The organism is Streptomyces mangrovisoli (genome assembly GCF_000974985.2).
Taxonomy (GTDB): Bacteria; Actinomycetota; Actinomycetes; order Streptomycetales; family Streptomycetaceae; genus Streptomyces; species Streptomyces mangrovisoli.
Map to the genome: position 1 here is coordinate 1 of NZ_LAVA02000024.1, position 13635 is coordinate 13635.

The 13635-nt window shown below is 71.7% G+C and carries 14 protein-coding genes and 1 tRNA gene; 6 read left to right on the forward strand and 9 right to left on the reverse strand.

The window, feature by feature from the left end; genetic code table 11:
• Positions 1 to 83: 83 nt before the first annotated feature.
• Positions 84 to 1346 (reverse strand): DUF445 domain-containing protein, encoded by a 1263-nt coding sequence (locus WN71_RS11860; RefSeq protein ID WP_046584130.1) that lies wholly within the window; start codon positions 1344 to 1346, stop codon positions 84 to 86.
• Positions 1347 to 1824: 478 nt separating this feature from the next.
• Between WN71_RS11860 and WN71_RS11865 the strand changes: the two genes are divergently transcribed.
• Positions 1825 to 3156, forward strand: coding sequence for an SGNH/GDSL hydrolase family protein (locus tag WN71_RS11865; protein WP_046584087.1), 1332 nt, complete (start codon positions 1825 to 1827; stop codon positions 3154 to 3156).
• A gap of 159 nt (positions 3157 to 3315) precedes the next feature.
• On the opposite strand, the gene WN71_RS11870 is transcribed toward WN71_RS11865, so the two are convergent.
• The 4 genes from WN71_RS11870 to WN71_RS11885 are packed head-to-tail and all read right to left on the reverse strand — an operon-like array spanning position 3316 to position 6824.
• Positions 3316 to 4197: a DUF1707 SHOCT-like domain-containing protein gene (locus WN71_RS11870; protein ID WP_046584086.1), complete on the reverse strand. Its 882-nt coding sequence runs from the start codon at positions 4195 to 4197 to the stop codon at positions 3316 to 3318.
• Between the two features lie 10 nt (positions 4198 to 4207).
• Positions 4208 to 5215: an ABC transporter ATP-binding protein gene (locus tag WN71_RS11875; protein WP_046584129.1), complete on the reverse strand. Its 1008-nt coding sequence runs from the start codon at positions 5213 to 5215 to the stop codon at positions 4208 to 4210.
• Between the two features lie 12 nt (positions 5216 to 5227).
• Entirely contained in the window at positions 5228 to 5992 is a 765-nt protein-coding gene (locus WN71_RS11880; RefSeq protein WP_079177815.1) for an ABC transporter permease, read from the reverse strand.
• Between the two features lie 31 nt (positions 5993 to 6023).
• A complete protein-coding gene (locus WN71_RS11885; RefSeq protein ID WP_046584085.1) occupies positions 6024 to 6824 on the reverse strand; it encodes an ABC transporter permease in 801 nt (266 codons plus the stop codon).
• A gap of 204 nt (positions 6825 to 7028) precedes the next feature.
• Here WN71_RS11885 and WN71_RS11890 point away from each other — a divergent pair, with 204 nt between their 5' ends.
• A complete protein-coding gene (locus WN71_RS11890) occupies positions 7029 to 9455 on the forward strand; it encodes a transglycosylase domain-containing protein (protein ID WP_046584127.1) in 2427 nt (808 codons plus the stop codon).
• Between the two features lie 90 nt (positions 9456 to 9545).
• Here WN71_RS11890 and WN71_RS11895 read toward each other — a convergent pair whose 3' ends face one another.
• On the reverse strand, positions 9546 to 9899 hold the full coding sequence (locus tag WN71_RS11895; RefSeq protein WP_046584084.1) for a GroES family chaperonin: 354 nt from the start codon (positions 9897 to 9899) through the stop codon (positions 9546 to 9548).
• Positions 9900 to 9943: 44 nt separating this feature from the next.
• The gene (locus WN71_RS11900) at positions 9944 to 10273 is read right to left on the reverse strand and encodes a DUF3618 domain-containing protein (protein WP_046584083.1); all 330 of its coding nucleotides are present in this window, start codon (positions 10271 to 10273) and stop codon (positions 9944 to 9946) included.
• A 92-nt stretch (positions 10274 to 10365) separates the two neighbouring features.
• On the opposite strand from WN71_RS11900, the gene bcp reads away from it, so the two are divergent.
• The 4 genes from bcp to WN71_RS11920 all read left to right on the forward strand — a co-directional run bounded on the left by bcp (position 10366) and on the right by WN71_RS11920 (position 12376).
• A complete protein-coding gene (gene bcp, locus WN71_RS11905; protein WP_046584082.1) occupies positions 10366 to 10833 on the forward strand; it encodes a thioredoxin-dependent thiol peroxidase in 468 nt (155 codons plus the stop codon).
• Between the two features lie 140 nt (positions 10834 to 10973).
• Positions 10974 to 11612: an HNH endonuclease signature motif containing protein gene (locus tag WN71_RS11910; protein WP_046584081.1), complete on the forward strand. Its 639-nt coding sequence runs from the start codon at positions 10974 to 10976 to the stop codon at positions 11610 to 11612.
• The gene (locus WN71_RS11915; RefSeq protein ID WP_046584080.1) at positions 11609 to 12292 is read left to right on the forward strand and encodes an HNH endonuclease signature motif containing protein; all 684 of its coding nucleotides are present in this window, start codon (positions 11609 to 11611) and stop codon (positions 12290 to 12292) included. Before WN71_RS11910 ends, WN71_RS11915 begins: the two co-directional genes overlap by 4 nt.
• A gap of 9 nt (positions 12293 to 12301) precedes the next feature.
• A tRNA-Leu gene (locus tag WN71_RS11920) sits at positions 12302 to 12376 on the forward strand.
• Positions 12377 to 12419: 43 nt separating this feature from the next.
• Here the strand turns inward: WN71_RS11920 and rdgB are convergent.
• Together rdgB and WN71_RS11930 are read right to left on the reverse strand one after the other, a co-directional pair.
• A complete protein-coding gene (gene rdgB, locus WN71_RS11925) occupies positions 12420 to 13022 on the reverse strand; it encodes an RdgB/HAM1 family non-canonical purine NTP pyrophosphatase (RefSeq protein WP_046584079.1) in 603 nt (200 codons plus the stop codon).
• Positions 13023 to 13139: 117 nt separating this feature from the next.
• Complete coding sequence (locus WN71_RS11930; RefSeq protein ID WP_046584078.1) at positions 13140 to 13538, reverse strand: hypothetical protein; 399 nt, start codon at positions 13536 to 13538, stop codon at positions 13140 to 13142.
• Between the last annotated feature and the right edge of the window lie 97 nt (positions 13539 to 13635).

Here is a 13635-nt window from a genome sequence, read left to right on the forward strand (position 1 = left end):
TGCCGCGGCCGACAGCCACGCCCCCACCACCGCACGCCCGGCTGCCGGCCGCGCCCCCACCACCACATGCCCCCGGCCGGGAACTACGCCCCCACCGCCCGCGACAACGTGAAGATCAGCAGACCCGCCAGCGACCCCACCACCGTGCCGTTGATGCGGATGAACTGGAGGTCGCGGCCGATGTGGGCCTCGATCTTGCGGGTCGTGTGTTCCGCGTCCCAGCCCGCCACCGTGTCGGTGATCAGCGAGGTGATCTCCTTGCGGTACGTCGTCACCACGTACACCGCCGCGCCCTCCACCCAGCGGTCGACCTTCCCCGCCACCTTGGGGTCCGCCTCCATCCGCGCGCCCAGCGACAGCAGCGAGGCCCGCACCCTCAGGCGCAGCTCGCTGCGTTCGTCCTCCGCCGCCGACACGATCATGGACCGTACGGCCGTCCACGCGGACGCGATGAGGTCCTGCACCTCGCCCCGAGCGAGCACCTCGCTCTTGAGCCGTTCGACCCGCGCGCGGGTGTCCGTGTCGGACTGGAGGTCCGCGGCGAAGTCCGCCAGGAAACGGTCGAGCGCACCACGGGCCGGGTGGGAGGGCATGTCGCGCATCTCGGTCACGAAGCGCAGCAGTTCCTTGTAGACCCGCTCGCCGACCTTCTTGTCGACGAACCGCGGGGTCCAGCCGGGCGCGCCGCCCTGCACCGCGTCCATGACCTGCCCGTCGTGCAGCACCAGCCAGTCGTGCGCCCGGCCCACGACCAGGTCCACGAACCGGCGGTGTCCGCCGTCGGCCACGATCCGCTCCAGCATCTTGCCCATGCCGGGCGCGATCTCCCGGGCGTCGGCGCGCCGCGTGATCGCCTCCCCGACCACGGCCTGCACGTCGGAGTCGCGCAGCACGGTCAGCGCGCCGCGCAGCGCGGTGGCCAGCTCCGCCGTCACCCGGTCGGCGTGTTCCGGCTCGGCGAGCCAGTGGCCCAGCCGGCCGCCGATGCCGACGGCACGCAGCCGCTGGCGTACGACGTCCTCGGAGAGGAAGTTCTCCCCGACGAACTCGCCGAGCGAGACGCCCAGCTGGTCCTTCTTGGTGGGGATGATCGCGGTGTGCGGGATGGGCAGGCCGAGGGGGTGGCGGAAGAGCGCCGTGACCGCGAACCAGTCGGCCAGCGCGCCGACCATGCCGGCCTCGGCGGCCGCGGCGACGTAGCCCGCCCAGGCGCCCGCGCCCGCGTGGTCCGCCCAGGTGGCGAGGACGTAGACGACGGCCACGAACAGCAGCAGACCGGCGGCGGTGAGCTTCATCCGGCGCACGCCGCGCTGCCGCTCCTCGTCGGCGGGGGTGAAGGCGGTCATCGTCCGGTGGGTGGGGGCCGCCACGGCACCGGCACCGGCACCTGCCTCGGCCCCGGCCCCGGCCTCGGCCCCGGCCCCGGCCTCGGCCTCAGCACCGGCACCGGCACCGGCACCGGCACCGGCACCTGCACCTGCCGCCGTCCCACCCGCGGCCCCGTCGGCAGACCCACCCGCAGACCCGCCGGGCGGCGCTTCCCCTCCCTCGGTCGCGTCCCGGCCCTCCGGTTGCGTCTCAGCCATGTGCTCCACCCGCATCCGATTCACCCGTTCGGTGATCTCACCCGTTCGGTGATCCCTCACACATTGTCCCTTCCTGACCGACTCCTGGAACGGATCAGGAGTTCCCGGCGTCTGTCAGGACGGGACGTCCGACATGTACCTGAGGACCCGGATCGGCGGCCCACAGGCCCGTGACGCATCATGGGCTCATCGGACGGAGCCCGGGGGCTCCCCAGTGCCCGAGGAGAACAGCACTCGCATGCCCAGGCGTCATGGCCATGCCCTGCTCAGTGCGGTGATCGCGCTGGTGGTGGCACTGTCGGCGGCGATATACGTCGGCGTGGCCGCGGACGACGGCACCAGCCGTGACGCGCCCGCCGGCCACCGGTCCGCGCGCAGTTCCGCCGCGCCCGCCTCCACCGGCACCTGGGTGGGCGCCTGGTCCGCGGCACCGGCCGGCGCCGAGCCCGGAACCGAGACGAGCGGCCTGGCCGGGCGCTCGGTGCGCAACGTGGTGCACGCGAGCGCGGAGGGCACCAGCGCCCGGATAACCCTCTCCAACCTCTACGGCCAGGCCCCGCTGACCATCACGCACGCCACCGTCGCCGTCGCCGCGGGCGCCGACACCGCGACCGCCGCCACGCAGTCGATGCGGCGGGTCACCTTCGGCGGCTCCACCTCCGTCGTCATACCGGCGGGCGGCCAGGTGATGAGCGACGCCGTCCGCCTCACCGTCGCCAACGGCTCCGACGTGCTCGTCACCACCTACTCCCCCACCGCGTCCGGCCCGGTCACCTACCACCCGCGCGCGCAGCAGATCTCCTACGTCGCCCGGGGCGACCGCACCGAGGACACCACCGGCGCCGCGTACACCGAACAGACGCCTTACTGGCGCTATCTGACCGCGCTGGACGTGCTCAGCAACGACTCGGACGGCACGGTCGTCGCGCTCGGCGACTCCCTCACCGACGGCATCACCTCCACCGTGGGCGCCAACCGCCGCTGGACCGACGACCTCGCGGGCCGGCTTCGCTCCGCGATCACCGCGGGGCAGGACCTGCCCCGCTACTCCGTCGTCAACGAGGGCATCAGCGGCAACCAGGTCCTGGCGAACGGGCTCGGCCGGCCCGCGGACAACCAGAGCGGGCTCGGGCGGTTCGGCCGCGACGTGCTCTCCCGCACCAACGTGAAGGTCGTCGTCATCGACCTCGGCGTCAACGACATCCTGCGCAACCCGAAGCTGGCCGACCCGGACCGGATCGTCGCGGGCCTGCGCACCCTGGTCCGGCAGGCACACGCCCGCGGGGTGAAGGTGATCGGCGCGACCCTCATGCCCTTCGAGGGCCACGAAGGCTACAGCGCGGCCCGCGAGACGGTACGCCGGCAGGTCAACGCGCGGATCAGGGCGGGCCGGGTCTACGACTCCTACGTCGACTTCGACAAGGCCCTGCGCGACCCGTACGACCCGCGGCGCCTGCGGTCGGACTACGACTCGGGAGACCATCTGCACCCGAGCGACGCGGGCTTCCGGCGGATGGCCCAGTCGTTCGACCTGCGGATGCTGAAGGGGGCGGGGCAGGCGGAGTCGTAGCGGACGGGGCACACACCCCGCCCCGAGGCCGGACAACGGACATCCCCCGGCCGTCCCGGACATCCCCCGGCCACCCCGGACATCCCCCGGCCGCTCGACCATCCGACCCGGCGGCCCCGGCGGCCCCGGCGACACGCCACCCGGCCGGACAGCCGCCGCTCAGTACCCCCCGTGCCGCCGCCGGTGCCGGTCCTGCCGGCGCTCCCGGTGCCGTTCCCGCATCTCCTCGCGGCGCTCCCGGTGTTGCTCGCGCATCTCGTCGCGGCGCTCCCGCAGCAGCTCGCGCTGCTCCTCCATCGCCTCCCGCCGCGCGTCGTGCAGGTCGAACAGGCCGCGGTGGTGGGCCGCGCCCAGCTCGCGCCGCGCCTCCCGGCGGTCGAGCTTCTCCTGCCGCCGCTCCTCCTTCAGACGCAGCCGCTCCGCCCGCGTCAGCTTGCGCTCCACGCCGACGCCGCCCCAGAAGGCGAACCCGGTGACGATCACCCTGGGCGCGCCCGGCTCGCCCGGCACGCCCTCCTGACTGTGGTCGAAGCCGCCCATGACGCCGATGCCGCGGACCACGACCTCGACGCCCGGGGGCACGACGACGTTCATCCCGCCCATGATCGCGATGCAGTTGATCTCGACCTCGCGGTCGGCGAAGTCCGCGTCACGCAGATCGATCTCGCCGCCGCCCCAGAAGGCGAAGCAGGTGAACCGCCTGGGCACGGTCCAGCGGCCCTTGCGCTGGAACCCGGACATCACCGCCACGGCCCCGCTGGAGGAGCCCTCGCCTCCGACGATCCGCGAGCCCCAACTCCCGCTCGGCTCGGGTTCCTTGACGAAGGAGACGGGCGAGGGCGGGGTGACGCCGGCGGCCGGCAGGTCACGGGTGAGGGGCGCCAGTTCGGCGTACGTGCGCGCCGCGTAGGTCGCCTCCAGGCGTTCCTCGAACTCCGTCATGTCGAGGCGCCCCTCGGCGAGGGCGTCCCGCAGGACCTCGGCGACTCGTTCACGATCGGCGTCGGATGCGCGAAGCTCCGGGGCTGCGTCGTCGGTCATGGACAGCAGCCTACGAGACCGTCCTGCCCGCGTACATCTTCGCGATGACGGCCTCGATGTCCGGTTCCCGCACCGAGAGATCGACCAGCGGGTACGCGGCGGCGACGTGCGCGAGCAGCGGCGCGGCCGAGCGGTCCGCGGGGAACGCCAGCCACTGGCGCGCCCCCTCCACCCGCACCACGCGGGCGCCGGGCACGTCGACGGGCGGCAGTTCGCGCTCCAGGTCCACCACCAGCGTGCGTTCGCTCTCGCCCGCCTCGTGCAGCCCGGCGAGCGGGCCGTCGTACATCAGACGGCCGTGGTCGATGACCATCACCCGCGAGCAGAGCTGCTCGATGTCCTGGAGGTCGTGCGTGGTGAGCAGCACCGTGGTGCCGCGCTCGGTGTTCACGTCCCTCAGGAAACCACGGACCTTGACCTTGGAGATCACGTCCAGGCCGATCGTCGGCTCGTCGAGGTAGAGGATCTCCGGGTCGTGCAGCAGGGCCGCGGCGATGTCGCCGCGCATCCGCTGGCCGAGCGAGAGCTGCCGTACGGGCACGTCCAACAGGTCCGCCAGTTCGAGGAGTTCGACGCAGCGGTCGAGGTTCTCCCGGTAACGGGCGTCGGGGATGCGGTACATGCGGTGCATCAGCCGGTAGGAGTCGATCAGCGGCAGGTCCCACCACAGGGTCGTACGCTGCCCGAAGACGACGCCGATGCGCTGGGCCAGCCGGGTGCGCTCGCGGGAGGGGTCGAGGCCCGCGACGCGCAGGCGGCCGCCGCTCGGGGTGAGGATGCCCGTGAGCATCTTGATGGTGGTGGACTTCCCGGCGCCGTTCGGGCCGATGTAGCCGACCATCTCCCCGCGCCGCACCCGGAAGGACAGCGCGTCCACGGCCCGCACCTCGTGCCGCTCCCGCTTCAGGAAGCCGGTCCTGCGCCGCACGTCGAAGACCTTCTCGACACCGTCGAGTTCGATGAGCGCAGCACCCTGCGCGCCGGGTCCGCCGTCCACCGCCGGCTCCTCCTTGTCCACGTCCACTCCCCGTCAGCTCCCCGTGCTCCGGTACGACCGCAGCCCCGCCCGCCACGCCACCCCGGACAGCGCCCCGCAGCCGGCCGCCACCAGCGGCGAGGTGAACGCCACCCAGCCGGGCAGGTCCAACGGCAGCGGCCGGCCCAGCAGATAGGCGGCCGGCACCCAGTTCACGAAGGCCAGCGGCAGCACGAACGTCACCCCGCGCACCAGCTCCGTGCCGAACACGGTCGGCGGGTACTGGAGCAGCGTCGTACCGCCGTACGTGAACGCGTTCTGCACCTCCGACGCGTCCTGCGCCACGAACTGGAAGGCCGCGCCGGCCACGAACACCGCGCAGAAGATCCCCGCGCCGCTCAGCAGGACCACCGGCATCAGCAGCACCTTCGGCAGGGTCCAGTCGACGCCGACGGCGGTCACCGCCCAGCCGAGGACCAGGGCGCCCTGGGTCACCCGCCCCAGCCGGCGCAGCCCGAACCGGTCGGCGGCCACCTGCGCGAGGACCGGCGCCGGACGCACCAGCAGGGTGTCCAGCGTGCCGTCGCGCACCCGCTGCCCGAGCCGCTCCATCGAACCGATCGCCAGGTCGGCGAGGCCGAAGGAGACGCACGACAGGCCGTACAGAAAGGCGACTTCGGACAGCGGCCAGCCGCCGAGCGCGTCGACGCGCGAGAACATCAGCAGGATCGCGACGAAGTCCAGGGCGGTCACCGTGAAACTGGCGAACGTCGACATCACGAACGACGCGCGGTACGCCATCGTGGAACGGATCCACATGGCGGCGATCAGCCGGTAGACCCGCAGCCCCTCAGCCACCCTGCACCACCACCCTGCGGGTCGCCGCCGACTGGAGCAGCCGCCCGGCCGCCAGCAGCACCAGCGCCCACGCTCCCTGGAACGCGAACGTGCGCCACACGTCCGCCTCCCCGAGCAGCACGTCCGCCGGCCGCTGCAGCAGCGACGACCACGGCAGCAGGCGTACGACGTCGCCGAGCGCGCCCGGGAAGACGTTGAGCGGCAGCATCAGCCCCGAGCAGAAGAACCCGGCGAGCATCATGATCTGCGTCATGCCGGTGCCGTCCAGCAGCCAGAAGGACAGCAGCGCCACCAGGTAGCGGATGCCGAAGCTGACGGCCATCGCGAGCGCGAGCGCCACCAGGAACGCAGCCCAGGTCCCCCAGTCGTGCGGCAGCGCCACCGGGAAGACCAGCGCGCCGAACACGAAGGGCAGCACGCCCCGGCCCAGCAGCTGGAACAACGACCTCCCCAAGTCGGCGGCGAACCACCACAGTTGGAGATCGGCCGGGCGGTACAGATCCACCGCCACGTCCCCGGTCCTGATGCGTTCCATCAGCTCGGTCTCGACGCCGCTGCCGCCTATCGCCAGGGTCGCGAGCAGCGCCTGGCCCAGCCATACGTAGGTGACCGCCTGCGCGCGGTCGTACCCGCCGAGATGCGGACGCACATCCCACAGGGCGAGATATGTGTACACAAGGATCAGTCCGAACACGGTGTTGGTGAACACTCCGGCGACGGTCGCCGTCCGATAGGTCGCGTATCGTCGGAAACCACCCACCGTGACGGCCGCGTACAACCGTCCCGAGCCCACGTCAGTCAACCTCCCCAGGACCGCCCGGCACCGAAGCGCAGGAGCCTAGTCCGCGGCCGGTGACGGATGCCACACGTTTTCGGGGCCCGACGCGCGCCGTGGTTCGGAACGGAACGCTTGGTGCGAGAGTCTTCAACCGGGGACGCAGTTGGCGTACGAGGGCGTACGGGAACGTACGACGCGAAACAGGAGTCCGTGCACGAGATGAGCGACGAGCCGCAGCCGCAGCAGCCGACCGAGGGCTGGGCACCGAGAGAGCCGCAGGCGGCCGGGGCCCCGGGCCCCGCGGCCCCGGCCGGCGCGGCGGGCGCGGGCGCCAAGCGGCCCAAGCGGCCACGGCGCACCGGATGGCGGCGACTCGTGCCCACCTGGCGGATGGTGGTCGGTTCGTTCGTGATGGCCGTGCTGCTGGTGATCGGCCTGTTCTTCCTCGGCTATTCGCTGGTCAGCATCCCCTCCGCCAACGCGCTCGCGATGAAGCAGGCCAACGTCTACCTCTACGCCGACGGCACCCAGATCGCCCGCGACGGCGCCGTCAACCGCGAGAACGTCAGCCTCGCGCAGGTCTCCAAGGCCGCCCAGCACGCCGTACTCGCCGCCGAGGACCGGGACTTCTACACCGAGTCGGCCATCGACCCCAAGGCGATGCTGCGGGCCGGCTGGAACACCGCGACCGGCAAGGGCAGGCAGTCCGGCTCCACGATCACCCAGCAGTACGTGAAGAACTACTACCTGGCGCAGGAACAGACCGTCACCCGCAAGGTGAAGGAGTTCTTCATCTCCATCAAGCTGGACCGCGAGAAGTCCAAGGACGAGATCTTCGAGGGCTACCTCAACACCAGTTACTTCGGCCGCAACGCCTACGGCATCCAGGCCGCCGCCCAGGCGTACTACGGCACCGACGCCGCCGGCCTCGACCCGGCCCGCGCCGCCTACCTCGCCGCCCTCGTCAACGCGCCCAGCGAGTACGACGTCATCGCCCACCCCGAGAACAAGGCCTCGGCCGTGGCCCGCTGGAACTACGTCCTCGACGGCATGGTGAAGAAGCACTGGCTCAGCCCCGCCGAGCGGGCCGGGATGAAGTTCCCGATGCCCAGGGAACAGACGCTCTCCACCGGCATGTCCGGCCAGCGCGGCTACATCGTCAACGCGATCAAGGACTACCTCACCACCAACAAGATCCTCGACACGGACGCCCTCGACGCCGGCGGGTACCGGATCACCACCACCCTGCAGAAGAGCAAGCAGGACGCCTTCGTGAAGGCCGTCGACGACCGGCTCATGTCCCGGCTCGACAAGAAGCACCGCAAGGTCGACACCTACGTCCGCGCGGGCGGCGCCGCCGTCGACCCGAGCACGGGCGAGGTCGTCGCGATGTACGGCGGCATCGACTACGTGCAGCAGTACACGAACAACGCCACCCGCGGCGACTTCCAAGTGGGCTCCACCTTCAAGCCGTTCGTGTTCGCCTCGGCCGTGCAGAACCACTCGATGACGCAGGACGGGGACATGATCTCCCCCAACACCTACTACGACGGCACCAACCAGCGCCCCGTGGAGGGCTGGAGCGGCGGCGCCTACGCCCCGCACAACGAGGACGAGGTCGACTACGGCGACATCACCGTGCGCACCGCCACCGACAAGTCCGTCAACTCGGTCTACGCGCAGATGGCCGTCGACGTCGGCCCCGCGAAGGTCAAGCAGACCGCGGTCGACCTGGGCATCCCGGCCGACACCAAGGACCTCAGCCCCTACCCGTCGATCGCGCTCGGCACCGCGACCGCCAGCGTCCTCGACATGGCGGAGGCGTACGCCACGCTGGCCAACCACGGCGAGCACGGCACGTACACCATGATCAGCAAGATCACGAGGAACGGCGTGGAGGACGTGCAGCTGCCGCACGCCGCCACCACGCAGGCCGTCAGCCGCGAGGCCGCCGACACCACCACCTCGGTGCTCCGGAGCGTCGTCCAGAACGGCACCGCGACCGCCGCCCTCCAGGCGGGCCGCCCCGCCGCGGGCAAGACCGGCACCGCCGAGGAGGACACCGCGGCCTGGTTCGCCGGCTACACGCCCGACCTCGCCACCGTCGTCTCGGTCATGGGCCAGGACCCGGTGACCGCCGCGCACAAGTCGCTCTACGGCGCCATGGGGCTGCCGCGCATCAACGGCGGCGGGGCGCCCGCGGAGATCTGGGCCGCCTTCACCCAGGAGGCCCTGAAGAACAAGCCGGTGCGCGACTTCGACCTCGAGCTCCAGGTCGGCGCGGACATGACCGCGCCGCCGAGCGCCCCGGCGAGCGGCCGGTCCACGACCCCGGGCACGAGCACGCCGTCCACCGGCCCGACCGGCCGGACGCCGGGCCAGACCCAGGGGCAGACCACCGGCCAGACCACCGGCACCCCGACCGACGGCACCGCGACCGGCGGGACCACCGCGGGCGGGACCACCACCGGCACCGGAGGCACCACCGGCACCGGCGGGACGACGACCGGCGGCACCACAGGCCAGCAACCGAGCGGCGGCACGACGGGCGACGCCGGGACGACGACGGGCACCACGACCGGCGGCACCGGCACGACCACCGGGGGCGCGGGACCGCTCAGCACGGGGGCGGCACGAAGACACTGACGGACGAGACCCCCGTACGGACACGGCGAAGGGGCCGGTGGCATCGCGCCACCGGCCCCTTCGCCGATCCGTTCGATTCCGCTACGGCGGCTACAGATACAGCCCCGTGGAGTCCTCCGAGCCCTCGAAGCGGTCCGCGGCCACCGCGTGCAGGTCACGCTCCCGCATGAGCACGTAGGCCACACCCCGCACCTCGACCTCGGCCCGGTCCTCCGGGTCGTACAGGACCCGGTCGCCCGGCTCCACGGTCCGCACGTTCTGCCCGACCGCGACGACTTCCGCCCAGGCCAGCCGACGCCCGACCGCCGCGGTGGCGGGGATCAGGATGCCGCCCCCGGACCGCCGCTCGCCCTCACCGGCCTCGTGCCGCACCAGGACGCGGTCGTGCAGCATCCGGATGGGCAGCTTGTCGTGCTGGGTGATGTCGTTTCTCTTGGCGCTCACGCGTGTGAACCTACCTGCCTTCGACGCGTCGGTACCTGCCCGGGTCAGCCGCGGCGCCGCCGGACGCCCACGACCAGCAGCCCCACGACCCCGACGGCGAGCAGGGCGACCGGCACGACCCGCTCCAGCCGGGGCGCGCCCTCCTCGTCCGTGAACTGCGCCTTCACCTCGCTGACCGCACGGTTGACCTGCACGTACGCCCGTCCGAGGGTGTTGTCGACATGGCCGACGACCTTCGCCTTGGCATCGCCGACGATGGTCTTCGGGTGCACCCGCACGCCGATCTCGTCGAGCGTATCGGCCAGCACTGCGCGGCGGGCCTTGATGTCCGCCTCGATCTGCGCCGGGGTTCTGGTGTCCGACGTGTCCGCCACCGTTCGGCCTCCGAAGTCTGCTGATGCTGTTCTGGACAGTCTGTCAGTTCCGGGCGCCGCCGCACCGCAAGGGCCCCCGTTACGCTGGTGCGATGAGCGAGCGACTCCAGCCCGGGGACGTGGCCCCCGGCTTCACCCTCCCCGATGCCGACGGCAACGAGGTCTCCCTGGCCGACCACAAGGGCCGCAAGGTCATCGTCTACTTCTACCCCGCGGCCCTCACGCCAGGCTGCACCAAGCAGGCGTGCGACTTCACCGACAACCTGCAGGTCCTGGCCGGCGCCGGGTACGACGTCATCGGCGTCTCCCCCGACAAGCCGGAGAAGCTCGCCAAGTTCCGCGAGAAGGAGCACCTGAAGGTCACCCTGGTGGCCGACCCCGACAAGAAGGTCCTGGAGGCGTACGGCGCCTACGGCGAGAAGAAGCTCTACGGCAAGACGGTCGTCGGCGTCATCCGCTCCACGGTGATCGTCGACGAGGAGGGCAAGGTCGAACGCGCCCTCTACAACGTCAAGGCGACGGGCCACGTGGCCAAGATCATCAAGGACCTGGGGATCTGACCCGGCGGCTCCACCGGCTGAACGGCCTGCACCTGGGTGTCCCCGGTGCAGGCCGCTTCACGTGCCGGGCGTGACCGCCGGACGGGCGGTTCGTTACTCCGTACGGGCTGCGAACGTGTGGCCGGAGCGGAGGGGGCTCGATGGGAGTCAGTGCTTACACCAAGGAGCGGCTGGAGGAAGCGGCTCGGGAGGCACGGACGTTGTCGGAGGCGTTGGGGCGGCTGGGGGTGGATCCCAGGAGTCCGACGCGGCGGTACGTCTTCGAGCGGATGAAGAGGCTGGGCGTGGATGTCTCACACTTCGAGCGTGAGGTGAAGTGGACGCGGGAGATCCTTCAGGAGGCGGTTTCGGCATCGACGAACATGTGCGAGGTGCTGCGTCGGCTGGGGCTGGAGGTCGTCGGCGGTCACCACACGCACATCAGCCGCCGGATCAAGACGTACGGCATCGACATCTCGCATTTCCAGCCACCGACCCGACAGGGCAAGGCCTGGCGTCCTCGAACACCCGAGGGCCTGCTTGTCGCGCAGCCGACCGGCCGGGCCAGGCGTGTCCCGAGCGATCGTCTCAAGTGGGCGATGACGGCCACAGGCACGCCGGAGCGCTGCGCGATGTGCGGCATGGAAGCGGTCTGGCGAGGACAGCCCATTCCCCTGGAAGTCGACCACATCGACGGTGACTGGCGCGACAACCGCATCGAGAACCTCCGATTTCTGTGCCCCAACTGCCACTCGATCACGGACAGTTACCGCGGCCGCGGCAAGGGTAGGGACGCATGAGCAGCGGCGTGCAGTACACCCGGGAACGGCTGGCCGAGGCCGCCGCGCGATGCGCCGACATCGACGAGGTCATCGCCTTCTTCGGCACCCGGCCGTACGGCCGACTGCGCGGCCATCTCTTCCGACGCTTCGATCATTTCGGGATCGACGTCTCACACATGCCCCGTCAGCGGCGAGCGAGGGCAGCACCCGCCAGACCGACCAACGACGACCTGCGTCGAGCGGTCGAAGGGGCGAGCTCCGTCGCGGACGCGCTCCGTACCCTGGGCTTTGCGCCCTACAACAGCAGGCTCCGCGGCCAATTCCACTGCTGGGTGGCCGAGGACGGCCTCGACACCTCGCACTTCCTGGGCCAGGCGCATCGACGCGGCGGACCGGGCGCCACGCCGCTCAGGCGCGCCGAGGACATCCTGGTCCAACACACCGGCACCCGCCGAACGAGAACCCACCTGCTCCGCAGGGCGCTTCTGGAAGTGGGTGCACCCGAGTCGTGTGCCGAGTGCGAGGTCGGCGCCGAGTGGCTGGGCAGACCCATGACCCTGGAGGTCGACCACATCAACGGGAACTGGAGTGACGACCGGCGGGAGAACCTGCGGTTCCTGTGCCCCAACTGCCACGCGATCACCAGCACCTGGTGCAGGGGAGGCAGCCAGCGGCGACCGCTCGGCGGGTACCAGTAAGCTGTCCGTGGGGCCGTAGCCCAATTGGCAGGAGGCACCACTTTTAGGTAGTGGCCAGTGCGAGTTCGAGTCTCGTCGGCCCCATCATCAGGGCGCGGCTCCCTACTGGGCGCCGCGCCCCTCCATGTCAGCCCAGCAGCTCCCGGACCGCCGGTACCAGTGCCCGGAAGGCCTTGCCGCGGTGGCTGATCGCGTTCTTCTCCGCGGCTGAGAGCTCCGCGCAGGTTCGGGTCTCGGTGTCCGGCTGGAGGATCGGGTCGTAGCCGAAGCCGCCGGTGCCGGCGGGGGTGTGGCGGAGGATGCCGCGTAGCTGGCCCTCGACGACGCGTTCGGTGCCGTCGGGCAGGGCCAGGGCGGCGGCGCAGGCGAAGTGGGCGCCGCGGTGTCCGTCGGCGATGTCGGCGATCTGGGCGAGCAGCAGGTCGAGGTTGGCCTGGTCGTCGCCGTGCCGGCCGGCCCAGCGGGCGGAGAAGATGCCGGGGGCGCCGTTGAGGACGTCGACGCAGAGGCCGGAGTCGTCGGCGACGGCGGGCAGGCCGGTGGCCTGGGCCAGGGCGTGGGCCTTGAGGAGGGCGTTCTCGGCGAAGGTGACGCCGGTCTCCTTGACGTCGGGGACGTCGGGGAAGGCGTCCGCGCCGACCAGTTCGTGGGGCAGTCCGGCGTCGGCGAGGATGGCCCTCAGCTCGGTGATCTTTCCGGCGTTGCGGGTGGCGAGGATCAGGCGGGTCATGGGGCCAGTATCTCCGGCCGCGCCGTGCGGCGGGTGGGCGGCCGGGTCCGGCGGGTGCGCGACCGGTGCGCGGCCGGTTCCGGCGGGTGCGCGGCCGGTGCGCGGCCGGTGCGCCCGCTACGACGTGCAGACCTTCGTCAGTTCGCCGGCCGCGTCGGTGACCGGGCCGACGTCGGGGGTGTCGTCGCCGTTCCTGACGGCCGTACGGACGTTGCCGACGGCCTTCTTCAGGTCGTCGACGGCCTTGTTGACGTCGGGGTCGCCGGTCTTGTCGCCGATCCGGTCGAGGTCGTTCTCTATGGCGGTGAGCGAGGCGTCGGTGCGGTTCGGGTCCGTGGCGGCGTTCTCCACCGCCTGCTGGAGGTCGGTGACGTTGTCGGCGATGGAGTCGGCGGTCTGGACGCAGTCCAGGGCCTTGCCGACGGTGTCGCAGCCGGTGGCGAGCGCGGCGGCCGCCACGGCCAGGGCGACGGTCGTGGTGGTACGGCGACGGCCTCGGCGTCGGCTCGCGGCCATGGTGGTGTCCCCTCCCCTTGGGCCGGGCGCACGGTGTCGGCCGCGCGCCCGTCCGTAGGGACGCGGCGGCGGCCGGTCCGGTTGCCCGCGCGGGCCG